The 25,150-nt window shown below is 68.9% G+C and carries 19 protein-coding genes; 3 read left to right on the top strand and 16 right to left on the bottom strand.

Annotation, left to right across the window (positions count from 1 at the left end; translation table 11 throughout):
* Positions 1-68 precede the first annotated feature (68 nt).
* The 5 genes from AB0B68_RS21720 to AB0B68_RS21700 are packed head-to-tail and all read right to left on the bottom strand — an operon-like array spanning position 69 to position 5,590.
* Positions 69-920, bottom strand: a complete 852-nt coding sequence (locus AB0B68_RS21720) for a sugar phosphate isomerase/epimerase family protein (RefSeq protein ID WP_357262143.1) — start codon at positions 918-920, stop codon at positions 69-71.
* A 6-nt stretch (positions 921-926) separates the two neighbouring features.
* Positions 927-2,111: an ABC transporter substrate-binding protein gene (locus AB0B68_RS21715; RefSeq protein ID WP_307857817.1), complete on the bottom strand. Its 1,185-nt coding sequence runs from the start codon at positions 2,109-2,111 to the stop codon at positions 927-929.
* A gap of 13 nt (positions 2,112-2,124) precedes the next feature.
* Positions 2,125-3,108, bottom strand: coding sequence for an ABC transporter permease (locus AB0B68_RS21710; protein ID WP_357262139.1), 984 nt, complete (start codon positions 3,106-3,108; stop codon positions 2,125-2,127).
* 2 nt (positions 3,109-3,110) lie between these two features.
* Positions 3,111-4,082 (bottom strand): ABC transporter permease, encoded by a 972-nt coding sequence (locus AB0B68_RS21705; RefSeq protein ID WP_112585260.1) that lies wholly within the window; start codon positions 4,080-4,082, stop codon positions 3,111-3,113.
* Positions 4,079-5,590 carry a sugar ABC transporter ATP-binding protein gene (locus AB0B68_RS21700; RefSeq protein WP_357262136.1) on the bottom strand — a complete coding sequence of 504 codons (1,512 nt, stop codon included), beginning with the start codon at positions 5,588-5,590 and terminating at the stop codon, positions 4,079-4,081. Before AB0B68_RS21700 ends, AB0B68_RS21705 begins: the two co-directional genes overlap by 4 nt.
* 521 nt (positions 5,591-6,111) lie before the next feature.
* Between AB0B68_RS21700 and AB0B68_RS21695 the strand changes: the two genes are divergently transcribed.
* The gene (locus AB0B68_RS21695; RefSeq protein ID WP_357262134.1) at positions 6,112-9,660 is read left to right on the top strand and encodes a ThuA domain-containing protein; all 3,549 of its coding nucleotides are present in this window, start codon (positions 6,112-6,114) and stop codon (positions 9,658-9,660) included.
* 88 nt (positions 9,661-9,748) lie between these two features.
* Here AB0B68_RS21695 and AB0B68_RS21690 read toward each other — a convergent pair whose 3' ends face one another.
* The 8 genes from AB0B68_RS21690 to AB0B68_RS21655 all read right to left on the bottom strand — a co-directional run bounded on the left by AB0B68_RS21690 (position 9,749) and on the right by AB0B68_RS21655 (position 17,802).
* Positions 9,749-10,741, bottom strand: coding sequence for an aldo/keto reductase (locus tag AB0B68_RS21690; protein WP_357262131.1), 993 nt, complete (start codon positions 10,739-10,741; stop codon positions 9,749-9,751).
* Entirely contained in the window at positions 10,738-11,616 is an 879-nt protein-coding gene (locus AB0B68_RS21685) for an amidohydrolase family protein (RefSeq protein ID WP_357262128.1), read from the bottom strand. Before AB0B68_RS21685 ends, AB0B68_RS21690 begins: the two co-directional genes overlap by 4 nt.
* A complete protein-coding gene (locus AB0B68_RS21680; protein ID WP_357207226.1) occupies positions 11,613-12,374 on the bottom strand; it encodes an SDR family NAD(P)-dependent oxidoreductase in 762 nt (253 codons plus the stop codon). The genes AB0B68_RS21685 and AB0B68_RS21680 overlap by 4 nt, the downstream gene beginning before the upstream one ends.
* Positions 12,371-13,396: an alcohol dehydrogenase catalytic domain-containing protein gene (locus tag AB0B68_RS21675; protein ID WP_357262124.1), complete on the bottom strand. Its 1,026-nt coding sequence runs from the start codon at positions 13,394-13,396 to the stop codon at positions 12,371-12,373. Before AB0B68_RS21675 ends, AB0B68_RS21680 begins: the two co-directional genes overlap by 4 nt.
* Positions 13,397-13,502: 106 nt before the next feature.
* On the bottom strand, positions 13,503-14,654 hold the full coding sequence (locus tag AB0B68_RS21670) for a mandelate racemase/muconate lactonizing enzyme family protein (RefSeq protein WP_357262121.1): 1,152 nt from the start codon (positions 14,652-14,654) through the stop codon (positions 13,503-13,505).
* A gap of 73 nt (positions 14,655-14,727) precedes the next feature.
* Positions 14,728-15,555, bottom strand: a complete 828-nt coding sequence (locus tag AB0B68_RS21665) for a carbohydrate ABC transporter permease (RefSeq protein WP_355006931.1) — start codon at positions 15,553-15,555, stop codon at positions 14,728-14,730.
* Positions 15,555-16,535, bottom strand: coding sequence for a sugar ABC transporter permease (locus AB0B68_RS21660; RefSeq protein WP_357207755.1), 981 nt, complete (start codon positions 16,533-16,535; stop codon positions 15,555-15,557). The genes AB0B68_RS21665 and AB0B68_RS21660 overlap by 1 nt, the downstream gene beginning before the upstream one ends.
* A 4-nt stretch (positions 16,536-16,539) precedes the next feature.
* Positions 16,540-17,802 carry an extracellular solute-binding protein gene (locus AB0B68_RS21655; RefSeq protein ID WP_357262118.1) on the bottom strand — a complete coding sequence of 421 codons (1,263 nt, stop codon included), beginning with the start codon at positions 17,800-17,802 and terminating at the stop codon, positions 16,540-16,542.
* A 146-nt stretch (positions 17,803-17,948) separates the two neighbouring features.
* Between AB0B68_RS21655 and AB0B68_RS21650 the strand changes: the two genes are divergently transcribed.
* Positions 17,949-18,719 carry a FadR/GntR family transcriptional regulator gene (locus AB0B68_RS21650; protein WP_357232325.1) on the top strand — a complete coding sequence of 257 codons (771 nt, stop codon included), beginning with the start codon at positions 17,949-17,951 and terminating at the stop codon, positions 18,717-18,719.
* 72 nt (positions 18,720-18,791) lie between these two features.
* Here the strand turns inward: AB0B68_RS21650 and AB0B68_RS21645 are convergent, their stop codons facing one another.
* From AB0B68_RS21645 to AB0B68_RS21635, 3 genes are all read right to left on the bottom strand, one after another.
* A complete protein-coding gene (locus tag AB0B68_RS21645; protein WP_357262115.1) occupies positions 18,792-20,180 on the bottom strand; it encodes an RICIN domain-containing protein in 1,389 nt (462 codons plus the stop codon).
* 427 nt (positions 20,181-20,607) lie between these two features.
* Positions 20,608-22,065 (bottom strand): endo-1,4-beta-xylanase, encoded by a 1,458-nt coding sequence (locus tag AB0B68_RS21640; protein ID WP_357262149.1) that lies wholly within the window; start codon positions 22,063-22,065, stop codon positions 20,608-20,610.
* A gap of 459 nt (positions 22,066-22,524) precedes the next feature.
* Positions 22,525-23,532: a PaaX family transcriptional regulator C-terminal domain-containing protein gene (locus tag AB0B68_RS21635; RefSeq protein ID WP_357208236.1), complete on the bottom strand. Its 1,008-nt coding sequence runs from the start codon at positions 23,530-23,532 to the stop codon at positions 22,525-22,527.
* Positions 23,533-23,782: 250 nt separating this feature from the next.
* Between AB0B68_RS21635 and AB0B68_RS21630 the strand changes: the two genes are divergently transcribed.
* The gene (locus AB0B68_RS21630; protein WP_357262112.1) at positions 23,783-25,117 is read left to right on the top strand and encodes a PHB depolymerase family esterase; all 1,335 of its coding nucleotides are present in this window, start codon (positions 23,783-23,785) and stop codon (positions 25,115-25,117) included.
* Positions 25,118-25,150 lie beyond the last annotated feature (33 nt).

Here is a 25,150-nt window from a genome sequence, read left to right as displayed (position 1 = left end):
CCTGACATGAGAACGGGGTGGGGGTGGCGGAGCGGCCTCGACCAGCGCGGGGGTGACGGGTCGGGCAGTTATCCGAGGATCTCCCGGAGATAGCGCAGGCCGTCCGTGGCGAGACGGTCCTGCGAGGGGGCCAACGGACGCCAGATCGCCGCGGCGGTGGCGATGGTTTCGTTCTCCGCGGTGAACGACTCGATGCAGATCGAGCCCTGGTAACCGGTGTCCCGCAGGACGGTGAAGAACCGGGGCCAGTCGAAGTGGTCGGCACCCGGAGCGCCCCGGTTGGTGCCGCTGACCTGGACGTGCTTGATGTGCCGGCCGGCGACGGCGAGGGCCGCGTAGGGGTCGGCCTCCTCGATGTTCATGTGGTAGGTATCGATCATGATGCCGACGTTCGGCGGTAGCCCGTCGATCAACTCGATCGTCTGCTCGATCGTGTTGACGACGCTCGTCTCGTAGCGGTTCAACGCCTCGACACCGATGCTCACGCCCAACTCACCGGCCTGCTCGGCCACCGGTGCCAGGGCCCGCCGGAATTCCGCGTAGCAGGCCGCGCGGGCCGTTGGCGACATCCGCCAGGTGCGGCCGACCGAGGCGTACACGGGGCCGCCGACGCATCCAGCGCCGACGGCCGCCGCGTTCTCCACACAATTCATCAGGTACGCCACCGTCGACTCGACGACCGCTGGCGCGGCGTCCACCAGGTCCCGTCCGGGCGGGGTGACCGCGCAGACGCCGGCGGCGACGAGACCGTGCTCGGCCAGCAGGTCCCGGGTGCGGACCGGATCCCAGTCACCGGGCTGCTCGATCGGCAACTCGACCGCGTCGAAGCCGAACGATGCGATCCGCGGGATCAGCTCGGCCAGGGCCTTGTCGTCGACCGGCGAGGCCCACACCCACGGGTTGACGCCGATGGCGTACATCGGTTCCTACTTCCAGCGCTGCGGGTAGCCGGGCAGGTCGGTGCAGCCGCACATCGCGTAGTGCAGCGGCGGCATGCTCGGGTCGAGGTACTTGTCGAGGTTGTCCTGCGTGACGGTCGGCTGTGGCAGCTTCCACGGGCTGGACACCTGCTTGCCGTCGAGGATCTGCAGCACCGCCAGAATCGGTGTCCGCCACTGGTAGGTCGGGTAGGTCGGTGCGATAGCGGTGAGGTTCTTGTCCTTCCAGATCTTCAGGAAGTCGAGCTGGTCCTCGCCGTTCATCGGCGGAACGGGCTTGCCCGCGTCCTGGAACGCCTCGACCGCCGCGACGGCCGTCGCTCCGGCGTCCATCCAGACACCGTCGATCGTGCCGTACCGCTGGATGTAGTCGTCGACGATCTTCTTGGTCTTGGCCGGGTCACCGTCGGTGAACTCGACGCCCACGACGTCGACCTTCGCCTTGTCGAACGCCACCTTCGCCGCCGACCAGCGGGTCTCCAGGACGTCCACGCCCGGCAGGATCCGCAGGGCGAGGACCTTGCCACCGGGCTTCATCTTCTGGCTGACGAACTCGGCCCCGACGTGGCCGAACCCGTAACCGCCGATGGGGTTGATGAACGTCACCGGGCACTTCGTGTTGACACCGCGGTCGAAGACGACGACCGGCAGCCCCGCCTTGCAGGCCGCCTCGACGGCCGGGGTGAGCGTGGCGGTGGTGTTCGGCGAGACGATGAGCGCGTCGCAGCCCTTGCCGAGCAGGTCGTTGATGTCAGCGATCTGCTTCTGGTCCTTACCTTCGGCGTCGACGTGCACGAACTCCTTGATGCGGCTCTTCTGCGCCTCGACCTCGGCCTGCATGGTCTTGAACCCGACCTGCCGCCAGGGGTTGTTCAGCGCCGCGTTCGAGAAGCAGATCTTGTGCGGGCCGTTCTTCTTGAACTTGGCGGTGTCGACCATCGTGGGGTTGAGCACCTGCTCCCATGGCTTGTCGGCCGGGCCCGTCGGTGCCGCGTCGAGCAGCGCCAACTCGGCGTCGTAGTCGGCCTGCACGAAGAACTTCGACTGGTCTCCGGTGCCGGAACCAGTGGCGGCGGACGCGCTTCCCGACGGGCTCGCGGCCGGCTCGTCGGTGGCACAGGCGGCAAGGGACAGCAGGGTGACAGCGGCAATGGCCGCCATGGAACGTCGCACTATGGTTTCCCCTTTATCTCGACGAAGAACGGGTTGCCGAGACCGCCACGGCGAGCAGAATGATCGCGCCCTGGACGGTCGACCTGAGGGCGCCGGAGACGCCGTAGAAATTCATGAGGGCGAACAGCAGTTCGAGGGTCAGCGCGCCGAGCATCGCCCCGACGACCGCGCCGCGACCTCCGCCGAGCGCCACTCCACCAAGGACGACAGCGGTGATCGCACCGAACTCCAGGCCCGCGCCGGCCTGGAACGACACGCCGCTGTAGCCGCCCAGGAGGATTGCCGCCACCGCCGCCGCGAGCCCGCTGAGGATGAAGGCGAAGGTCCGGGTACGCCAGACGCGTACGCCGCTGAGTTCGGCGGTACGCGGGTTGTCGCCGACGGCGACCAGCGTCCGGCCGAAGTCCGAGCGCATCAGCAGCACGGCCGCCACCGCCAGGACTACCAGGACCAACAGCGCGTACGGCACGCGGCCCAGCACCGGCACGTCCTCGAAGGCCCGCCGACCGAACCGCCGGAACTCCTCGGAGAGCCCACCCTTCGGTGCGCCGTCGGACCACAGGTAGACAGCGCCGACGAGGATCAGGAACATGCCGAGGGTGGTGATGAAAGACGGCACCCGCAGCCGTGTCGTGATCAGGCCGTTGACCAGCCCGACCAGTGCGCCGAAGGCGAGCAGGAGCAGCACCACCGGCCAGGTACGCGCCGGGTCGCTGTCGATCAGCCGGGCGGCCACCACCACCTGGGCGGTGACCAGGGAACCGACCGACAGGTCGAACTCGCCGGACACGATCACGAAGTACTGGCCGGCGGCGAGCAGGATGATCGGGGCCGAACGGCCGAGGAAGGACATCAGCGACTGCGGGGCCAGGAAGTCGGGCTGACGAATGCCGACGAGCACCAACAGCACCGCGAGGATCGCGAGGATCGGCAGGACGCCACCGGGACGCAGCCGCGGCAGACGCAGTGGCAGGGGACGGGGCTGGACGGTCTGCATGGCTAGGCCGCCTTTCGCATGGCCCGGCGGGCGTAGACGGCGACCGCGGCGATGATGATGACGCCCCGGATCACCTGCTTGAAGAAGGCGTCGACCTCGAGCTGGTTGAAGATGGCGTCGATGCTGGCCAGCAGCAGCACCCCGCCGACCGTGCCGATGACGCCGCCGCGCCCACCGGCGAGGGCGGTTCCGCCGATCACCACCGCGGCGATCGACTCCAGGTCGTAGAGGCCCTCGGTGCCGACCCGGGGTGCGCCCGAGCCGAGCCGACTGGCGAGGTAGATGCCGGCCAGCCCCGCGCACATCGAACACAGGACGTGGGCGGTGACGAGGACCCGGTCGTTGCGGACGCCGGAGAGCCGTGCCACCTCCGGGTCCCCGCCGACGGCGACCAGGTGGTGGCCGAAGCGGGTCCGCGACAGCGCGAACCAGGCCGCCGCGGTGACCGCTATCAACAGCAGGAACGACACCGGCACCGGCCCGACCCGCTGATAGCCGAGCGCCTGCACGAGCGAGGGTGCGGTGGTGCCGGCCGGGCCGTCGTAGCCGTTGTCGAGATAACCCTTGAGCAGCAACCCGACGCCCAGGGTCGCGATGAACGCGTTGACCCGGAACCTGGTGACGAGGAGCCCGTTGAGCAACCCGACACCGGCGCTGACGACGAGCACCAGGCCGATCGCCGGCAGCACCGCGCCGTCGCTGCCGTTCATCGTCTCGGCCGCGACGAGGGTGCTGAGACTGATCACGTACGCCACCGAGAGGTCCAGCGAGCCCCCCAGGATGACAAGGGTCTGGCCCACCGCGACCAGCCCGAGGCCGGCCGCGACATGCAGCAGACTCACTGTCGTGGACTGGTTGAAGAGCTGACCACCGTCGAGCAGGACGACCAGCCAACCGATCGTCAGGGTCAGGGTCAGGGCCACGAACACGCCCGGTACGGAACGCCGGGCCGGCAGCAGCGACAGAGCGCTCATGCGACAACCTCACGTGCCGTGCCGACCGCCAGCGCGACGACCTCCTCTTCGGTCGCGCCGGCGGGCAGCTCACCCGCGACGTGGCCGTCCCGCATGACGACGATCCGGTCACTCATTCCCAGCAGCTCCGGTAGATCGGACGAGATCATCAGCACGGCCGCGCCATCCCGGGCGAGGCGGCGGACGAGATCGTGGATGGCTGATTTCGCGCCCACGTCGATGCCTCGGGTCGGCTCGTCGAAGAGCAGGATCCGCGGGTTGAGCGCGAGCCATCGGGCCAGCACGACCTTCTGCTGGTTGCCCCCGGACAGGAAACGGATCTCCTGGTCGTCGCCGGCGCCGCGGATCTCCACGGCGGCCAGCAACTCGCGTACCCGGGCGGTCCTCGCCGCCCGGCCGGACCGGGCGGCGAAGACGGCCCGGCTGGCGAGGAGCGCGTTGTCCAGCACCGACTGCCGGGGGACGATCCCCTCGCCCTTGCGGTCCTCGGTGACGTAGGCGATGCCGGCCCGCATGGCGGTGCGGGGTGAGCGCAGTCGGACCGGCCGGTCGTCGAGTGTGATGTCGCCGGTCGTGAACGGTGACACCCCGAAGATCGCGCGGGCCAGCGCCGAGCGCCCGGAACCCTGGAGGCCGCCGATGCCGAGCACCTCGCCGGCGCGCAACTGGAGGTTGATGTCCCGCAGCTTCCGGTTGCCCGCGTCGCGAAGGTTGAGCCGCACCGGGCCCCGGTCCTCGGGGGTGGCCCGGTCCGGGTAGTAGCTGGACAGTTCCCGGCCGACCATGTGCCGTACCAACTCGTCGGCGGTGGTGTCGGCGGTGTCCACTGTGGTGACGCGACGGCCGTCCTTGAGCACTGTGATCCGCCCGGACAGGTCGAAGACCTCGGCGAGACGGTGCGAGACGTACAGCAGCCCGATGCCCCGCTCCTGGAGTCGGCGCACCAGCCCGTAGAGCAGCTCGACCTCGTGGTCGGCCAACGCGGCGGTCGGCTCGTCCATGATGAGCAGCCGCGCGTCCAGGGCGAGCGCCTTGGCGATCTCGACGACCTGCTGCTGCGCGACGCCCAGCTGCCCCACCCGGGCGTCGGCCGGCAACGTGGTCTCACCGATCGAGGCGAGCAGCCGCGTGGTGCGGTCGATCATCTCCCGACGGTCGACGAGCCCGCGTCGGACCGGCTCGTGCCCCAGGTAGACGTTCTCCGCGACGGTGCGCTCCGGGAGCAGGTTGAATTCCTGGTGGATGATGCCGATGCCGGCCCGCTGCGCGTCGCGCGGGCCACGGAACGTACGCGTCGCACCGGCGAACTCGACAGTGCCACCGTCCGGGGCGTGCCCGCCCGAGACGATCTTCATGAGGGTCGACTTCCCGGCACCGTTCTCACCGACAACGGCGTGCACCTCGCCCGGCGCGACATCGAGGTCGACACCGTCGAGAACGCGGACTCCGAGGAAGGACTTGCCGATGCCCCGGAGGGTGAGAAGCGGCGTCGGCGGCGGATCTGACATCCCGAAAGCCCTCACAGACAGTAGTCATAGACACGTTTAGATGCCACACTACGGCGGCTTTGAGGCACTGAACAACAAGCTTTCGTGGCGACAACCACGACTTACGTTCTTGCGGTGCAAACATTCCCTTGACACCGACGAAACATCACACGTATGAAGATAGATGTTTGGATGCGGGTCCGCAATCCTCGATCAAGCCTGACTGCCAGGTCGGGCCGGGATCGGCAGGCGGCACCGCAGCGAGGAAGCCGGGCGCGGACGCCGTCCACCGGGCAGGACGTCGGACGTTACTTTGCGGATTGACAGCCATCGATCTCTAGCTCATCCTGACCTCGTGGACCCCGGGACGAGAACCACAGCCACGATCACGCTGTGTGACGTCTCGCAGGTCTGACTGCCGTTGCGGCGAACGGCAAGAGGCAGACAAGCGCGCCCGCGTCCCCTCACGTGTCCAGGGTCAACCTGACGCGTCGGAGGGCCCGTGGTCGCAATCCCTACGCCCGCCCAACCTAGGAGACGGCATGCGTCGTAACACATTGCTCATCTCGGTGATCGCCGGCCTGTTACTGGCGCTCGGCCTCGCCCCACCCGCGTCGGCGGCCCCCGCCTTCCGCGCCCTGGTGTTCAGTAAGACCACCGGCTACCGCCACGACTCGATCGCCGCCGGGATCAGCATGATCCAGCAGCAGGCCACCGCGAACAACTTCGAGGTGGTGGCCACCGAGGACTCCAGCGTCTTCACGGCCAGCAACCTGGCCACCTTCGACGTGATCGTCATGCTCCAGACCTCCGGCATGGTCTGGACCTCGGCGGCGCAGCGCCAGGCGGTGGAGGGTTACCTCGCCAGCGGCAAGGGCATCGTGGGCATCCACAACGCCCTCGACATGGGCATCGAGAGCGAATACCCGTGGTGGGACCAGACCATCAACGGTGGCGCCCACATGCCCGAGCACTCCCCCGGCGTGCTCCAGGGCACCGCCATCGTCGCCGACAAGAAGCACCCGTCGACGGCCAGCCTGCCGGATCGGTGGACCCGCAGCGAAGAGTGGTACAACTTCGACGCCAACCCGCGCGGCAACGTGCACGTGCTGGTGACCGCCGACGAGCGCACGTACAACCCGGGATCCCGGGCGATGGGCCCGGATCATCCGATCTCCTGGTGCCGCAACACCAATGGCGGACGGGTGTGGGCCACCGCGATGGGCCACGCGATCGGTTCCTACAGCGAGGCGAACTTCCAGAATCACGTGCTCGGTGGCATCAAGTGGGCGGCCGGTAACGCCGCCGGTGACTGCGGCGGCACCGTCTGGGGCAACTTCGAGAAGCGCACCCTCGACGACAACACAGTCGACCCGATGGCGCTGGGTGTGGCACCGGACGGCCGGGTCTTCTACGTCCAGCGCGGCGGCCAGGTGAAGATCTTCAAGCCCTCCACCAACAGCACCGTCACCGCCGGCACGCTCAGCGTCTACACCGGCGGTGAGGACGGCCTCACCGGTATGGCGCTGGACCCCAACTTCGCCACCAACGGCTACATCTACCTCTACCACTCGCCAGCCAGCAGCAGCACCGACGTCAACCGGGTCTCCCGCTACACGGTCAGCGGTGACACGCTGAACACGTCGAGCGGCGTGACGATCATCGACATTCCGGCGTACCGGGACCGCACGTTCCCCGAGCCCGGCCACACCGGCGGGTACATCAAGTTCGGCCCGGACGGCAACCTCTTCATCGGCACCGGCGACGACACACCGCCGAACCTGGACCCGAACTGGCAGGGCTACGCCCCGCTGGACTGGCGGTCGGGCAAGTCCAACCTCGATGCCGCCCGCAGCGCCGGTAACACCAACGACCTGCGCGGCAAGCTGCTGCGCATCCGGCCCTCGGCCAGCGGTGGCTACACCATCCCGTCGGGCAACCTCTACCCCCAGGGCACCGCGCAGACCAAGCCCGAGGTCTACGCGATGGGCTTCCGCAACCCGTTCCGCTTCTCCATCGACCCGGCCAACGGCTGGGTCTACCTGGCCGACTACGGACCGGACCGGAACCCGCCCACCACCAACCGCGGGCCCGAGGGCCTGGTCGAGCTGAACGTCATCAAGCAGGCCGGCAACTACGGCTGGCCGTTCTGCCACGGCGACAACCAGCCCTACGCGCCCTTCAACCCGGACACCGGCGTCGTCGGCTCCAAGTTCAACTGCAGCTCGCCGGTCAACAACTCGCCGAACAACACCGGTCTGACCAGCCTGAAGCCGGTCGTCGCACCCAATATCTGGTATGGCTACGGCACCTCGCCGACCTTCACGGAGTTGGGCTCCGGCGGCTCGGCCCCGATGGGTGGCCCGGTCTACCGGTACGACGCGTCGAACCCCTCCGCGACGAAGTTCCCGCCCTACTACGACGGTGTGCACTTCTTCTACGAGTGGGCGCGCAACTACGTCAAGGAGGTGCACTTCGACTCCTCCTCGGCGGTCACCCGCACCAACCCGTTCCTGCCCAACGTGCGGTTCAACAAGCCGATGGACATGGAGTTCGGCAAGGACGGCTCGCTCTACCTGCTGGAGTGGGGCACCAACTTCGGCGGCGGCAACAGCGACTCCGGGCTCTACCGGATCGACTACAACCAGGGCGGCCGGTCACCGATCGTCAAGGCCACCGGCACGCCCACCAGCGGCAGCGCACCGCTGACCGTCCAGTTCAGCAGCGCTGGCACGTCCGACCCGGACGGCAACGCGCTGAGCTACCTGTGGACGTTCGGCGACGGCACCACCTCGACGGCGGCCAACCCGTCGAAGGTGTACACCTCCAACGGCAACTACACCGCCCAGTTGAAGGTCACCAACAGCGCCGGCAAGACCGGCTTCGCCAACGTTCCGATCACCGTCGGCAACAGCGCCCCGGTGGTCACCATCACCACACCGGGCAACGGCGGCATGCTGACCTTCGGTGACAAGGTGTCGTACCAGATCACAGTGACCGATCCGGACGGCGGAACCGTCGACTGCTCGAAGGTGTTCCTCAACCCGGCGCTGGGTCACGACGACCACGCTCACGAGACCACCGAGTACCCGGGCTGCTCGGGCACCATCTCCACCGACCTGCTCGGTGGGCACCCCGATGGCGCCAACCTGTTCTACGTGCTGAACGCGCGGTACACCGACAACGGCGGCTCGGGCGGCGGGTCCCCGCTCACCGGCACCGCCCAGGCGATCCTGCAACCGAAGCACAAGCAGTCCGAGTACTTCAGCAGCCAGTCCGGCATCCGGGTGGTCGACCAGGCGGCCGCGGAGAGCACCAAGCGCGTCGGTGACATCTCCAGCAACGACTGGATCGCGTTCAACCCGATGAACCTGTCGGGGATCTCGACGGTCAGCTACCGGCTGTCGTCGCCGTCCGGCGGCGGCTCGATCGAGCTGCGGGCCGACTCGCCGACCGGCACCCTGCTGGCCACCACCACGGTGCCCAGCACGGGTGGCTGGGACAACTACCAGTCCACGACGCCGGTGAGCGTCGCCGCCCTCGGCGGTACGCACACGCTCTACATGGTGTTCAAGAACAGCAACAACTCGTTCGATCTGGACGCGCACACCTTCGGCGGCAACGGCGTCGGGACACCCGGCACCGGCACCGGCACCGGCCTGGCCGGCAAGACCTACACGGTCACGGCGCAGCACAGCAACAAGCTGATGGACGTCAGCGGTGTCTCCACCGCCGACGGCGCCCAGATCACCCAGTGGGCGTCCACCGGTGGCAACAACCAGAAGTGGCAGGCCGTCGACGCCGGCAACGGCGCGCTCTACCTCAAGGCGGTGCACAGCGGCAAGTGCGTCGAGGTCACTGGCAGCTCGACCGCGGCGGGTGCCTTCCTCCAGCAGGCCACCTGCAACAACGGCAACCAGCAGAAGTTCACCGCCACCGCGACCGGAACCTCCGGCGTGTACTCGGTGAAGAGTGTGCTGAGCGGGCTCTGCCTGGACGTCAACGGCGCGTCCACGGCCGACGGCGCCCGGGTGTTGCAGTGGACCTGCAGCAACGCGACGAACCAGCAGTGGCGCTTCACCGCGCTCTGACCTGCGGCTGTCGCGGTAACAGATGACGTCCCGGTCGGGACCGGTATCCGAGTAACGGAGCCGGTCCCGGCCGGGACGTCGTCGTCGATCAGGCAGGCAGACCAGGCGGCACGTCCAGCAGCCCGGCCGCCGCCAGGGCGCCCCACAGCTCCTCGGGTACGGCGACATCGGAGCGTCGTACCGTCTCGGTCACCTGCGCCTCGGTGCGGACGCCGACCACCGTCGACACCACGGCCGGGTGCCGGCGGACGAAGGCGAGCGCCGCCTGCGGCAGTGTCACCCCGTACGTCTCGCAGACGGTGGCGATCCGCCGCGCCCGCTCGATCAACTCCGCCGGGGCCTGCTCGTAGTTGTAGACGGCGTCGGCCGGCGGCCGGTCCCGCGCGAGCAGGCCCGAGTTGTAGACGCCGGCGATGACCACGCCCACCCCCCGGCTCTCGGCGGCCGGCAGCAGATCGGCGGCGGCGCCCTGTTCGAGCAGGGTGTACCGCCCGGCGCACATGATCACGTCGACGTCGGTCTCCCGGACTAACCGGGCCAGCATCGCCGACTGGTTCATCCCGGCGCCGATCGCGCCCACGACGCCCTGGTCGCGCAGGTCGATCAGGGCGGGTACGGCCTCGTGCGCGGCCTGCTCCCAGTGGTCGTCCGGGTCGTGCAGGTAGACGACGTCGATCCGGTCCAGCCCGGTCCGCTCCAGGCTGGCCTCGATGGAACGCAGCACGCCGTCGCGGCTGAAGTCCCACACCCGCCGGTGGGTGGCGGGCACGTCGAACCCGTCGGAGTCCCGCAGGTGCGCGTCCCCAGGCGACGGCACCAGAAGTCGCCCGACCTTCGTCGACACCACGTACTCGTCGCGCGGCCGTTGGCGCAACGCGACGCCGAGGCGGCGTTCGGACAGCCCGAGACCGTAGTGCGGCGCGGTGTCGAAGTACCGGACGCCTGCCTCCCACGCGGCGTCGACCGCCGAGGCGAACTCCTCGTCCGTCGTCGCCCGGTACAGGTTGCCCCCCTGGGCCGCGCCGAAGCCCAGCTCGGTGAGCCGTAGCTGCGGGCGGCGTGGCAGTGAGCGCGCCATCATGAGGGCTCCAAGCCGTAGACGCGGCGTGCCGTCCCACCCCAGACCGACGCCTGGTCGGCCCCGTCCCGGCCCTCCAGCAACTCGGCCAGGGTGTCGACCCACCGCTGGTACGAACTGGCGAGCAGGCAGACCGGCCAGTCCGAGCCGAACATCAGTCGCTCCGGCCCGAACGCGTCGAGGGCGTCCTCGACGGCGGGTCCAAGGTCAGCCGGCGTCCAGTGCGAGTGCGGCACCTCGGTCACCAGCCCGGAGAGCTTCGCCGTCGTGTTGGGCGAGGCCGCCAACGACCGCAGGTCCCGGCCCCACTCGGCCATGTCCGGACTGCCGAGCGCGGGCTTGCCGAGGTGGTCGAGGACGAAGCTGACCTCCGGCAGGTCGCGTGTGAGACGCGCGGCCATGGGGAGTTGGTGCTGGCGTACCAGCAGGTCGAAGACGAGGCCGGCGGCGCCCACCGCCGCGATCCCCCGACGGACGTCGGGACGGTCCAGGTACGCCGGGTCGGTCTCGGACTGCACGAGGTGGCGGATGCCGACGAGGCGTTCCCCACCTCGGGCTGCCCGCAGACCGTCGAGGTGCTCCGCGACGTCGGCCGCGGTCAGGTCCACCCAGCCGACGACCCCACGGACCAGGGTGTCCTCGGCGGCCACTCCCAGCAGGTCGACCGTCTCCGTGACGGAGGCGATGGACTGCACCACCACTGTCGCTGTGACCCCGGCCGCCCGGGCCGGCGGCGCGAGATCGGCGGGTTCGAAGTCGGCGTCGATGGCCGCCATGGTCACCGGGTCGATCCACGGCTGCGGGTGCCGTGCCCGGACCCAGAGGTGGTGGTGTGCGTCGACGATCCCGGCCCGCCCGTGCTCCTGCGCGCCCGTCATCGGCCCAACCAGCCGCCGTCGACGGGCAGCACCACGCCGTTGACGTAGTCCGACGCTGTCGACGCCAGGAACACTGTGGCACCGCCGAGATCGTCGGCCCGGCCCCACCGCCCGGCCGGAATCCGGCCGAGGATCGCCTGGTTGCGGTCGGGGTCGTCGCGCAGCGCCTGGGTGTTGTCAGTGGCGATGTAGCCGGGCGCGATGGCGTTGACGTTCACCCCGTGGGCCGCCCACTCGTTCGCCAGCGCCTTGGTGAGGCCGGCCACGCCCGACTTCGAGGCGGCGTAACCGGGGACGGTGATGCCGCCCTGGAAACTCAACAGCGACGCGGTGAAGATGATCTTTCCTCGGCCGCGCTCGACCATCGTCCGGCCGATCTCCCGGCTGAGGACGAACTGGCTGCTGAGGTTGACCTCGATCACCTGGTCCCACATCTCGTCCGGGTGCTCGGCGGCCGGGGTCCGGGCGATCGTGCCACCGTTGTTCACCAGGATGTCGACCGGCCCGAGAGCGGTGATGTCACTGGCCAACCGGTGCACGGCCGCCCGGTCGCCCAGGTCCGCCCGCAGCCCGGTGAACCGGCGGCCGGTGGCGCGCACCCGGCGTTCGACCTCGCTGCCCTCCGCTTCGAGCTGGGCGGAGACCCCCACGATGTCGGCGCCCGCCAGGGCCAGGGCCTCGGCCATGGCGAGGCCGATACCGCGCCGCGCCCCGGTCACGACGGCGGTCTGGCCGGACAGGTCGAACAACGCCGTCACTGGTTCCCCTCCCGCACATCGAGCAGCACCTTCATGACGCCGCCACCCTCCAGCGCCTCGAAGGCCGCGCTGGCCGCCTCAACCGGCTCGACCCGGGAGATCAGCCGCTGTGCCGGGATGGCACCCGAGGCGACCAACCGGATCGCCTCCACCATGTCGTCGCGCTGATACAGCCGGGCACCCAGGAGCTCCAGTTCACGCCAGAAGAACCGGTGCAGGTTGACCTCGCGGGGCTGAGGATGGATCGCCACCATGACCAGCCGCCCACGGGTGGTCAGGACGTCGACAGCAGTGGTGACGCCGGCCGGTGCGCCGGACACCTCGAAGGCGATGTCGGCGCCCGCGCCATCGGTACGGTCGTTGACCAGCGCCACGACGTCGGTCGCTCGGGGGTCGACGGCCTCGATGCCGACCCCCTCCGCCACCTCGCGTCGGAACGGGTCCGGCTCGACGAGGAGCACCCGCGCGCCACGGCCCCGGGCGACGGTGGCGATGAGGACGCCGACCGGCCCACCACCGACCACGACGACCTGGTCGTCGGCGGTCACGTTCCCCCGGCGTACGTCGTGCACGGCGACCGCCACCGGCTCGACGAGCGCCGCGTGGTCGAGGGGCAACTCCTCGGGAAGCGGCAGGACCAGTTCCACCGGCACCGTCCAGGAGGACTGCATGGCACCCGGTGAGTCGATGCCGAGGAAGTTCATCGCGTGGCAGACGTGTGAGTTGCCCCGCTGGCAGGCGGCGCAGCGTCCGCAGGGCCGGGTCGGCATCACGGTGACGGCCTGACCGATGTTCCAGCCGGTCACGCCGTCGCCGACGGCCGCGATCCGCCCGGACATCTCGTGCCCGATGATCGCGGAGTCACCAACCCGGGCGTCCATGTCCCCGTGGTAGATGTGCAGATCCGTACCGCAGATGCCGGTGTAGGCCACCTCGATCCGTACCTGGCCGGGGCCCGGTGGCTCCGGGTCGCGGTTCTCGATTCCGAGGTGTCGGGCTCCCCGGTAGACGACTGCCTTCATCGTTCCTCCGTCTCGACGGTCGGTACGTCGGTCGTGCCGACCGGGCATGGTCGTGGGTGCATCGCCGTCGCGATGCACCCACGCCCTTCCTTCTCTGGTGCTCAGCTCAGTGCCGTACGGTCGGCGACACCTCGTTGCGGGAATTCAGCGACACGACAGGCACCTGGCGGGTGGGGATCACCCCGTCGACTCCGGCCAGCAGCCGTCGTCCGGCCCGCTCCGGCCGGACGTTGGGGCTGTCGGCCGTCTGCGCCTGCGGGCGGCGGTTGACCGCCCGGATCCGCTCCTCGTCCACCCGGACCCCGAGACCGGGTGCGTCACCGAGGATGAAGGCGCCATCCTCGACGTGCAGGTCGATGGAGACACCAACGGGTGTGTGCAGGTCCTGCAACTCGCTGGTCAGGTGGTTCGGCACCGAGGTCGCGGCGTGCAGCAACCCGACGGGGCTGTTGCCGATCGGGCTGACCGGCAGGTCGTGGGCATGGGCCAGGGCGGACGCCCGCAGGAAGTGGGTGACCCCCCAGACGGCCGCCATCTGGACGATGTCGACAGCACCGGCGGCGATCAGCGGACGGTACTGTTCCAGCCCGGTCAGGTTCTCACCGGTGGCGACCGACGCGGACACGCCTCGGCTGACCGCGGCGAGACCCTCGGCGTCCCAGCGCCGGACCGGCTCCTCGATCCAGATGAGGTCCAGGGTGCGTTCCAGCTCGCAGACGTGTCGGACGGCCTGCTTGCGGGTCCACGCCTCGTTGACGTCGAGCATCAGGCCGGGCCGCCGGCCGTGCCCGGCCTCGGTCAGAACCTCCCTGACCAGGCTGAGGCGGTGTCGATCGCGCTCGATGTCGAGGCCGCCCTTGAGCTTTGCCGCCCGAAGGCCGTGGCTCGCGTAGACCTCGTACTCGGCCACGAGTTCGTCGTCGGTGAGCCCGATGTCCAGGCCGGAGGCGTAGGCGGTGACCCGCCGGTCCCGTCCGCCCAGCAGTCGCCACAGCGGCTCGCCGGCGGCCTGCGCCTTGATGTCCCACAGCGCGGTGTCCAGAGCGCCGATGGTGCCGAACACCGGGCCGGCGTGGCCGGCCTTGAAGGTGTGCCGCAACATGCGGTCGTACAGGGACGTCACGGCACGGGGGTCTTCGCCCTCGATGGCTGGAAAGATCCGCTCGATCTCGACGTGCGGCCCGAGGCCGACGCCCGTGATGCCCTCGTCGGTGTCGACGAGGACGATCGAGACCGGGACCACCCCGTCGGAAAACACGCCGTTGGCGTCGCCGACGGGGCGCCCCCATTCCTGGACCGTGGTAAGCGTCCGATATCCCGTGATCCGCATGTCAACCCTTCGTGGAACCGGCGGCGACGCCGTCGGCAATTTGGCGCTGGAGGAACAGGTAGACCAATAGGACGGGTATGGCGGCGATCAGCACCCCGGACGCGAAGGTGGGGATGTTGTCGCTGTACTGCCCTCGCAACGAGGTCACCCCGATCATGAGCGTCCGGTTCTCCGCCGAGGGCATCATCACCAACGCCATGAGGACGTCGTTCCAGCAGAACAGGGCGTTGAGGATGCCGACCGACAGCAGCGCCGGGGTGCCCAGTGGCAGCATGATCCGGCGATACACGCCGTACACGGTGTTGCCGTCGATCCGGGCGGCGTCGACGATCTCCGGTGGGATGCCCTTGTAGTAGCTCGTCATCAGGAAGACAGTGAAGGGCAGGAACTGGGCCACGTAGACGAGGATCAGACCCGGGTACGTGTCGATCAGCGCGGTGTCGGCCATGATCCGGGCGAGCGGCACCATGATGACCTGGAACGGGATGAAGAGCCCCGCGAGGCAGCCCAGGAACAACGCCGACGAGCCACGGAACCGCAACTGGCTCAGCGCGAAGCCGGCCATCGACCCGAGCAGGAGCAGCAGCAGCACCGACGACGTCACCACGACCAGCGAGTTGACGAAGTAGCGGCCCATACCGACGCTGGTCCACGCCGTGCTGATGTTCTCCCATTGCAGAGTGCTGGTCAGGCCGAACCGGTCCAGGATGTAGTCCCGGCGGGTCTTCAACGCGACGTTCGCGGTGAAGAGCAGGGGGTAGATCGTCGCCACCGCGAGCAGTGACATCGGGATGGCGATCATCCACCGTCCCAGTCGGACGCGGGACATCAGTCCACCTTTCCCGATCGTTCGAGCAGTTTGATCTGCAACATTCCCACCACGAGCATGATCGCGAAGAGGATCGTGGACGCGGCGGACGCGAGAGCCGGGCGGTTCATCTGGCCCTGCTGGATCCAGATGTAGTACTCCGGCAGGTATGTCGAGCCCTCCGGGCCGCCGCTGGTCATCACGAAGAGCAGCCCGAACATCGAGGTCAGCATCCCGATCATCGTGGTCACGAAGACGAACTGGATGGTCCGGGCGAGGCTCGGGATGATCACGTGCCAGACGACCTGGAGCAGCGAGGCACCGTCCACCCGGGCGGCGTCCAGCAGCGCGGCGTCCAGCGTGGCGAAGCCGGCGAGGAACACCACCAGCGCCATCCCGAAGGTGGCCCAGATGTGCACGCCCACCACCATGAACATCGCGACGTCCGGGTCCCCGAGCCAGTCCACCGGACCGACACCGATCGACCCGAGCACGGCGTTCAGGGGGCCGTCGAAGGCGAGCAGCAGGTTGAAGATCGCCCCGACGATGACCGGCGAGAGCACCGCCGGGAAGAAGTAGACGCTGCGGTAGAAGCGGTGGCCCGGCACGCGGAGGAAGATGAACGTGGCGAGGAGACCGGGGATCGCCACCGCCACCGGAAGCAGCAACACCAACAGGCCGACGTTGCCCAGCGCGGTGCGGAACAGCGGATCAGCGAACAGTTCCTGGTAGTTGCCGAACCCGACCGCTTCTCCGTTCCGGTCACCGTCGCCGGTGAAGGAGAAGTTGACTCCGAGGATCAGCGGGTAGAGCCGCAGCGCCACGATGATCAGGACGGCCGGCGCGACCAGGATGTAGGGAGCGTAGCGCTCGGCCCCCAGGCCGCCACGGGTGCGACGGGGACGGGTGCCACCGCGGTGCGCGGGGGAGGTGGCCGCCGGGCCGCCGGGCCGCCCGGCCGAAGCCAGGCGGACCGACGGTTGCGTATTTCCGATCGGCACGAGGTCAGCCCGCCTGGTCGGAAGCGGCCAACTGCTTCACCACCTCGTCGACGGTGATCGAACCGCTGAGCAGCTGCTGGGAGAGGCGCCCCATCAGGTCGATCGTCTTCGAGTCGAGCGCGACGTGCAGAGCCGGCTTGCCGGTCTTCAGCTCGGCGACGATCGTGGAGGCAGCCGGGCCGGCCTGCGAGACGTCGATCGTGATGTCGGCGGCGATCGCGCCGGCGTCAGCGTAGAACGCCTTCAACGCGTCGGCCGCGGTCAGGGAGCGCACCAGGTCGGCGGCCACCTTCGGGTCTTTCGTCCACTTGGCCACGGCATAGCCGATGCCACCGTCGTACGGCAGGGTCGGGGTGGTGCCGGCGGTGACGACCGGGGCCTTCATGACGCCGAGCTTCTCCGCGGTGAGGAACTCGTTGAAGGACTTCCAGTGCCCGACGTCGGACATGAGGCCCATGACGTGGGCGGCCTTGCCGGACTGGAAGGCTGCGAAGGAGTCGTTGAACATCGCGGTCGAGTTGGCCCCGTCCGTGTTCATCTTCTTGACTCCGGTCTCCTTCCAGAGCTCGAAGATCCGCTTCACGTTGGGCGAGGTCCAGTCGCGCTTGCCGGTGATCCAGGCGTCGTACTCCGCGGCGGTGAGGGTCACCGACCCCATGCTGGAGAGCCAGAACTGGATGCCGACGCCTTCCTTGTTGCCGAGGGCGAAGCACTTGGAGTTGGCCTTGGCGATGGCGGCGCAGTCCGCGACGAACTTGTCCCAGGTGGTGGCCGGACTGGCCGGGTCGAGGCCGGCCTTCCGGTAGATCTCCTTGTTGTAGTAGATCGGGTAGCCCTGCAGCGTCACCGGGCTGCCGTAGACCTTGCCGTCCTTGGTGAACGCGTCCCATCCGGCCAGCCGCTGCTTGTCCTCGGCGACGTAGTCGGTGATCGGCACCAACGCGTCCACCCGGTCGCGGATCTGGCCACCGCCGTTGAACATCATGACGTCGGGGCCCTTGCCGGACTGAATTGCCGCGCCGAGCAGGGTGTAGTACTGGTCGAACGGCTGCGCGACGAACTCGACCTCGACGTCGGCGTGCTTCTTCTTGAAGTCGGCCTTGGCCTTGTCCAGATAGGATTTGGCGAATGGCTCGCCGGATTTCCAGTCCCACACGACCAACTTGCCATCGGAGCTGGTCGATTTGCCCGAATCGCTAGCACTTCCACAACCGGCCAGGGCCAGGCCCACAACGAGGACGGCCGACCACATTGCGCGCTGTCTCATCAGTTGTCACCTCTATATGGGGGGTGGCCGGCGGGTGCCCCGCTAGCCAAATGTTGACCGGAAGGTAACTCGTATGACGTGTTACGTCAACGGTCGGCCGTACACTGATCCGGACGTCGTGCCACGGCGAGCCATCGGAGGGGGACATGACGCCACCGCAGGAAACAGCCCTGAACAGCCCGGGGACCCCGGCATGGGTGCGTCGGCCGACCAACCTCGCCAGGGCGGTCACCGCCGAACTGGTGGAGCGCATTGTCCGCGGCGTACACCCGTCCGGGTCGTCCCTACCCCCCGAGCCGATCCTCTGCGAGACCTTCGGCGTGAGCCGGACCGTCGTCCGGGAAGCAGTGAAGATCCTTCAGGAGAAGGGGCTGGTGCAGGTCCGCCAGGGCGCCGGCACCATGGTGACCCCACCGGCGCACTGGGACATGCTCGACGAGCTGGTCCTCGCGGCGACCATCGCGGTGGACGACAGCCTCGCCATCCTCGACGACCTGGTCGTCACCCGGCGGGTGCTGGAGTCCGACATGGCGAACGTCGCCGCCCGCCACGCCGACGCCGAGACCGTCGATCGGCTGCGGGCCATGGTGGACCGGATGGACGAACTCGTCGACGACCACGTCACCTACCACGACCACGACCGGGCCTTCCACGACACGATCATGCAGGCATCCGGCAACCGCATCGCTCGGGGCGTCGTACGGGCACTGGAGAGCCAGGTCATCAACACCGCCCGCTACATGGGCCGGACCGAGCGGGCGCTGTGCGTGGCGTCCAACCAGGGTCACCGACGCATCTACGAGCGCATCGCCGCCCACGACTCGAACGGCGCCGCCGAGGCGATGTTCACCCACATCACCGAGGCCTGGCTGGTCCGCCGCAGCGGCTCGGGGAGCCCCGACCGCCTCGAACGCTGATCGCCACGGGCAACGGACGGCGCCCGCCCCCGAGGAACGGGAGCAGGCGCCGCCAGCTGAGGCCGACACGAGTCACGAGAACTGGGCGAAGAACCTCCAGATCTCACCCTTGGTCCAGGTCGTGATGCCACTCTCGGCGTAGGTGCCGTCCACCGGGCCGGGCATGTGGCCGTTGTCGTACGCGGCCCACTGCACCGGGTACCCGGACCTGCAGCCGGAGTAGACGGTGGTGATGTGGGTGCGGCTGCCGCCGGCCGGCTCGCGCGGGCTTTGCGCGGTGCAACCGTTGTTGCGGACGAAGGTGTCGCGCAGCGCCCTGCCCTGGGAGATGTTCAGGACGTTGTCAGTGATGCCGTGCAGCCCGAAGTACGCGATCGGCTGCGTACCGCCACTGCACCCGCTGATCTGCGCGCCGGAGATGACCGCGACGGCCCGGAAGACGTTGGCTCGGGCGCAGGCGACGGCGTAGCTCATGCCGCCACCCCAACTGAAGCCGAGCGCGAACCGCTGCCTCGGGTTGACGCAGAGGCTGCTCTCGATCCGGCTGATCATGTCGTCGACGAAGGTGATGTCCTCACCGCCGGAGTTGCCCCAGCCGTTGCCGAACCCCTGGGGCGCGACCAGGATGGCGCTGTTGTTCGACTGCTCCTGCTGCCCGTAGTAGGACCAGGCGGTCCCGCTGGTGCCGCCGGAGGAGATCTCCTGCATGGTGCCGCCCCGCCAGTGGAAGGCGAAGATCAGCCGGTAGGGGTTGCTGTTGTTGTAGTTGGCGGGCACCCGGAGGATGAAGGTCCGGCTCTTGCCGTTGCTCTGGATCGTGTGCGTGCCGCTGGCCAGCGCCGGTGCCTTGCCGCACCCGCTGCCACCCGACGGTGGAGGGGTGGTGCCACCGCCGACGGCGACGAGCTGCCACTGCTGGTTGGTGCCGCCCCAGTCGGCGTACTGGACGATGTTTCCGCCGTCGGCGGTGGAAGAACCCTGCACCTCGACTGCCTTGTTGCTGTTGCGGTTGATCAGCCGAACGTAGCCGCCGTCCGAGTCGGCCAGCCGGAACTGCTGGTTCGTCCCGTTGAGGTCGGACCACTGCACGATCGCGCCGCCGTCAGCGGTGGAGAAACCACTGACGTCGAGCACCTTGCCCGAGAGCCGCGACTTGATCCGGTAGTAGCCACCCCCGGAGTCCACGAACTGCCACTGCTGGTTGAGGCCGTTGTTGCGCGTCCACTGGCTGATCCGCGCCCCGTCGTTCGTGGCCGAGGCGTACACGTCCAGCGCCTTGCCGCTGTTGCGGTTCACCAGCACGTAGGAGGCGTTGGTGTCCACTGTGGCTGCGGCCGCCGGCGCCGCGTTGACCGCGACGAGTGCGCTGGCTGCCATGGCCGCGGCCGCCGCCGCGGCCAACCCTGAGCGCCAGCGAGATCTGTGCCGAGAGGCGGGACGAGCCTCTACGAGGGCTTTCATGGTCCACTCCTTCGATCGGGGTCACCCACGAGCGGGAGCGCCCGCGCGTGCCGTGGCGTGCGTACCGGCGTCCTGGTGGTGGCGTCAGCACGTCTGGGGTGTTGTGTGCGGGCAACCCGCGGCCAACGGCGCACGTCGATGGCGATGCCACGATCCGGGCTTCGTGGCAGGCCGCGCCGAACTGCGCGGTACGACGTCCTGGCTCCCGGTGGCCGGGTGGCCCGCGGGGTGAAAATTAGCGGGTGATACGTCATACGTCAAATGATTGCCATCGATCTGCACGATCACGCCAAGCGGCGACCTGACGGTCAGGGCGGCCCGCCCCGGATGGGGCGGGCCGCCACTGGTCACACCTCGCCGGGGGCGGGCGCCGGCCGGATCCCGAGCAGCCGGCAGCTCCCGCTCCCCCGGTCGATGGCGCCGGTCGTCAGCCGATCCGGACCAGTTGCCACTGCTGGTTGTTGCCGCCCCAGTCGGCGTACTGGACGATGTTTCCACCGTCGGCGGTGGAAGAACCCTGCACCTCGACCGCCTTGTTGCTGTTGCGGTTGATCAGACGTACGTAGCCGTCGGCCGAGTTCGCGAGTCGGAACTGCTGGTTCGTCCCGTTGAGGTCGGACCACTGCACGATCGCGCCGCCATCAGCGGTGGAAAAACCACTGACGTCGAGCACCTTGCTGGAGTTGCGGGACTTCACCCGGTAGTAGCCACTCCCCGAGTCGACGAACTGCCACTGCTGGTTGACGCCGTTGTTGCGCGTCCACTGGCTGATCCGCGCCCCGTCGTTCGTGGCCGAGGCGTACACGTCCAGCGCCTTGCCGCTGTTGCGGTTCAACAACACGTACCAGGCGCTGGTGTCCACGCCGGAGCCCGGTGGGGGCGTGGTGGGCGGGGTCGAGCCGCCGTTGAGAGCGTCCAGGACGGCGGTGTACGCGGCCTTCTTGTTGCCGTTGCAGTCGAACAGCAGCGCGTTGTCCGAGCCACGCCACGAGTCGCAGTCCCGTACACCCCAGGTGGTGATGCCGGTGCAGCGCGAGACCGCCAGGCAGGCGCGGGTGACGGCGCCGTAGATGTTGGCCTGGTTGCCGCCGGTCATCACGTCCAGCTCGGTGATCTGGACGTCCACGCCGAGGTCGGCGAACCGCTGGAGGTTGGCCTGGTAGTCACCGGCCAGCGAGGTGCCCAGGTGCGACTGGAAACCCACGCAGTCGATCGGCACGCCACGGGACTTGAAGTCCCGCACCATGTTGTAGATGCCGGTCGACTTCGCGTTGACCCCGTCGGTGTTGTAGTCGTTGTAACACAACTTCGCACCCGGATCCGCCGCCCGCGCCGCCCGGAAGGCCGCCTCGATCCAGTCGTTGCCGGTGCGCTGCAGGTTCGAGTCACGCCGCCCACCGGAACCACCGTCGGCGAACGCCTCGTTCACCACGTCCCAGGCGTAGATCTTCCCCCGGTAGTGCGTGGCGACCTGGGTGACGTGGTTGATCATCGCGTTGCGCAACGCGCTGCCCGACATGCCCTGCGCCCAGCCCGGCTGCTGCGCGTGCCACAACAGGGTGTGACCCCGCACGCTCATGCCGTTGGCCTGCGCGTGACTGACCAGGCGGTCACCACTGGAGTAGGTGAAGGTGCCCTGCTGCGGCTCGGTGGAGCTCCACTTCATCTCGTTCTCGGCCACGACACTGTTGAACTCACGGTTCAAAATCGTCGTGTATGCGCTGGTCGACAGCTTGCCGACGGCGACAGCCGCGCCGAAGTAGCGGCCCTTCTCGGCGGCGGCCGCCTTCAGGGTCGTGCCGGCACCGGATGCGGGGGTCAGCGCCACCGTCATACCGGTGGTGAGGGCGACGGCCATGGTCGCCGCCGCCAGCATCGTTCTCATGGGTTTCATGGCGTTCCTTTTCAGTGGTTGCATCGGTGGTGGTGATGTGCCACTTCGCTCGGAACAGCTGATCGGGGCGGTCCTCCTGGCCGCCCGGCATCAGCACGCACAGTCCGAGAGGGCTGTCGCCGGCACCTGCCGGGTCCCGAGGTGACGTCCGCATGCCCTTGCGGACGTCGTGATCGGTGGGCCGATCGGTACGGCTCGCCCGGTGAGCCAAGACAGCGATCGTCCTCTATATCGAGAGTGAGCGATAACATGCCGTTCGTCAAGACGTAACGGGCCGTTCACGCCGATCTCCCGGAACGCCGCGTTTCGCCCGGTACCAAACGCCCGGGGCGACAGTGCTCAACCGCCGCGCGACCAGCGGACGAGTCTCACCACCGCGCCACCGGGACCGCTTCAGAGGGCGATCCTGTTATCGCTCACAGTCGTCACCCGACAGCAACTGCCAACGGCTCACGAACACCCGGTGGCCGTGGCACTCGCAGACGGCTGCGCCGGGTCGGCATCGGCGCGTATGCCGGCGACGAGGTCGGCGGTGGTGTGCGCCTCGATGCCGGGCTGCGCGGCGTCGGCGAACCGCTCGACGACCGCCCGGACGTGTCGTTCGGCAGGTGCGGCGAGGCCGTCGTAGACGGCCTCGAACAGCTCCCGCGCCGGCTGCCTGAGCCACTCCCGTGGAAGGAGTTCCACTGGCAGCTGCGGGTCGAGGACCGGGAAACGTCGGAAGGTGTCCATGACCTCGGTCCGGGCCCGCACCGCCGCGGCACCGTCGACCTGCCCGGACGCCACGGCGGGCAACAGGGGCGTCCAACGACGCAGGAACGCGTCGTAGCTCCGGCTGATCGCCTCGATGTCCCAGGCCTCGATCGGCGCACGGTGAATGGTCGAGGCGAGCGCGGTCTGCCGCCCACGAAACACCGTGACCGCGCCGAGGGTGAGCTGGTCGAGCTGGGCCCGAGCCGCAGGGGTCAACTTCTGCGGCGAGATCCACAGCCCGTCGTACAGCGGCGCGTAACCGAGCCACCGAAGTTGCGCCCGCAGCGCCCGGCGCTGCGTACTGCGGTCCTGCGGCAGCGAGAAGGCGACGATCGTCCAGCTACCGTCCCACCGGCCCGTCGAGGTGGTGGAGGCGAGAATCCAGTGCCCTCCGGCGGAGAGATTGGCGGCGGCCGCGCGGCTGAGCCGGTAGGAGCTGCGTCGCCCCAGTCGACTGCCCTCCAACACGCCACGGCGGGCCAACCGGCTGATCGCGGTCCGCGCTCCGGCCGTCGTCACGCCGGTCTCGGCGAGCAACGCGACGATGGCGGCGGACGGGAGGGCGACCCGGGTCCGCAGCGTGTAGTCGGCCAACAGGGTCACCGCGACGCCCTGGGGTGAGTTGCCGACCTGCCGGCGGGGCAGCCGGAGTGGGTGGTCGCCATCGTCCGGATAGATCTCGTCGATGTCGAAGAGGCTTGCCACAGGCGCTCCGTGCTCCTCGGGGACGGTATGACGACTGTAGACGGACGGGCGCGACCCGCCGCAAATAGAGATTCCTCGATTGACACTTGTTGGTCCGGGGGGAACACTAATTGCCACGCGACGCCATCCGAAGCCGGGCTGGGCGAACCACAGGTAGCGGGCATCGTGCGATCACCGCGGGAGTCGGGCAGACCCGCAACCGGATCGCACGACCAATCCAGCCTGCACAGGCAATCGAAGGAGTCGTGCGGTGAAAATCAGAAGGAAACTGCTACTCACGCTGGCCGCGTCACTGGTCGCGGCCGGCCTGGTGGCCCCCACGGTCGGGCCCGCGTACGCGGCGTCACTGACCGAGGTGACCAGCTTCGGCGACAACCCGGGCCGGATGCGCATGCACGTCTACGTGCCGGACAACCGCCCCGCCCGGCCGGCGGTCGTGGTGGCGATGCACGGCTGCGGCGGGTCCGGCCCCGGGTTCTACTCCGGAAGCGAGTTCGCCAGCCAGGCCGACCGGTACGGATACATCGTGATCTACCCGTCCGCGACCCAGCAGGCCGGCTTCGGCAACTGCTTCGACACCTGGTCGGACGCCGCCAAGCGGCGTGGTGGGGGCAGCGACCCGGTGTCGATCATCAGCATGATCCGGTACGTGCAACAGCAGTACTCGGCCGACCCGGAGCGGGTCTACGCCACCGGCAGCTCATCCGGCGGCATGATGACGAACCACATGCTGGCCCTCTATCCCGACGTGTTCAAGGCCGGCGCCGCGTTCATGGGCGTGCCGTACAACTGCTTCGCCAACGCGGCGGACTACCCGCCCGGCAGCAGCCAGTGCACCGGCGGGAACATGAACCGGACTCCCCAGCAGTGGGGTGACGCGGTGCGCCAGGCGTACCCCGGCTACTCCGGGCCACGGCCGCGGGTGCAGCTGTGGCACGGCACCAGCGACACGCTCGTGCCGTACTCGCTGTTGCAGGAGACGATCGAGCAGTGGACCAACGTGTTCGGGCTGAGCCAGACACCCACCTCCACCGACACGCCCCAGGCCAACTGGAACCGGCGCCGGTACGCCGACAGCAGCGGCACCGTCCAGGTGGAGGCGTACAGCATCCAGGGTGCCGGGCACAGCCTGCCCTCCGGAGGGATGGCCGCGTCCGCCATCGCGTTCTTCGGACTGACAAACACCACGACCCCGCCCCCGACCACCCCGCCGCCCACCACGCCGCCGCCCACCACCCCGCCCCCGACCACGCCGCCGCCGGCCACCGGCGCCTGCCGGGTGACGGTCGCCATCAACGCCTGGAACACCGGCCTGACCGAGAACATCACCGTCACGAACACCAGCACCAGCGCCGTCAACGGCTGGTCCGTGGTCTTCACCCTGCCCAGCGGTCAGACCATCACCTCGGGTTGGAACGCCACCTACTCGCCCAACTCGGGGCAGGTGACAGCCCGCAACGTCGCCTACAACGGCGGCATCCCCGCCAACGGCTCGGTGAGCTTCGGCTTCCAGGCCAACCACAGCGGTAACAACGCCCGACCGTCCTCGTTCACCCTCAACGGCGCGGCCTGCGCCGTCGCCTGAGACCGGGTCGACGTCCACGCGAGCGTGCGCCGG

It is taken from the genome of Micromonospora sp. NPDC049049 (assembly GCF_040649115.1).
Taxonomy (GTDB): Bacteria; Actinomycetota; Actinomycetes; order Mycobacteriales; family Micromonosporaceae; genus Micromonospora.
Note: the sequence above shows the minus strand (reverse complement) of the source record. Positions and strands in the feature narration are given on the sequence as shown.

Coding starts and splice junctions, on each gene's coding strand:
- AB0B68_RS21720 (WP_357262143.1), bottom strand. CDS start 920: ATGTACGCCATCGGCGTCAACCCGTGGGTGTGGGCCTCGCCGGTCGAC.
- AB0B68_RS21710 (WP_357262139.1), bottom strand. CDS start 3,108: ATGCAGACCGTCCAGCCCCGTCCCCTGCCACTGCGTCTGCCGCGGCTG.
- AB0B68_RS21705 (WP_112585260.1), bottom strand. CDS start 4,082: ATGAGCGCTCTGTCGCTGCTGCCGGCCCGGCGTTCCGTACCGGGCGTG.
- AB0B68_RS21700 (WP_357262136.1), bottom strand. CDS start 5,590: ATGTCAGATCCGCCGCCGACGCCGCTTCTCACCCTCCGGGGCATCGGC.
- AB0B68_RS21695 (WP_357262134.1), top strand. CDS start 6,112: ATGCGTCGTAACACATTGCTCATCTCGGTGATCGCCGGCCTGTTACTG.
- AB0B68_RS21690 (WP_357262131.1), bottom strand. CDS start 10,741: ATGATGGCGCGCTCACTGCCACGCCGCCCGCAGCTACGGCTCACCGAG.
- AB0B68_RS21685 (WP_357262128.1), bottom strand. CDS start 11,616: ATGACGGGCGCGCAGGAGCACGGGCGGGCCGGGATCGTCGACGCACAC.
- AB0B68_RS21675 (WP_357262124.1), bottom strand. CDS start 13,396: ATGAAGGCAGTCGTCTACCGGGGAGCCCGACACCTCGGAATCGAGAAC.
- AB0B68_RS21665 (WP_355006931.1), bottom strand. CDS start 15,555: ATGTCCCGCGTCCGACTGGGACGGTGGATGATCGCCATCCCGATGTCA.
- AB0B68_RS21655 (WP_357262118.1), bottom strand. CDS start 17,802: ATGAGACAGCGCGCAATGTGGTCGGCCGTCCTCGTTGTGGGCCTGGCC.
- AB0B68_RS21650 (WP_357232325.1), top strand. CDS start 17,949: ATGACGCCACCGCAGGAAACAGCCCTGAACAGCCCGGGGACCCCGGCA.
- AB0B68_RS21645 (WP_357262115.1), bottom strand. CDS start 20,180: ATGAAAGCCCTCGTAGAGGCTCGTCCCGCCTCTCGGCACAGATCTCGC.
- AB0B68_RS21640 (WP_357262149.1), bottom strand. CDS start 22,065: ATGAGAACGATGCTGGCGGCGGCGACCATGGCCGTCGCCCTCACCACC.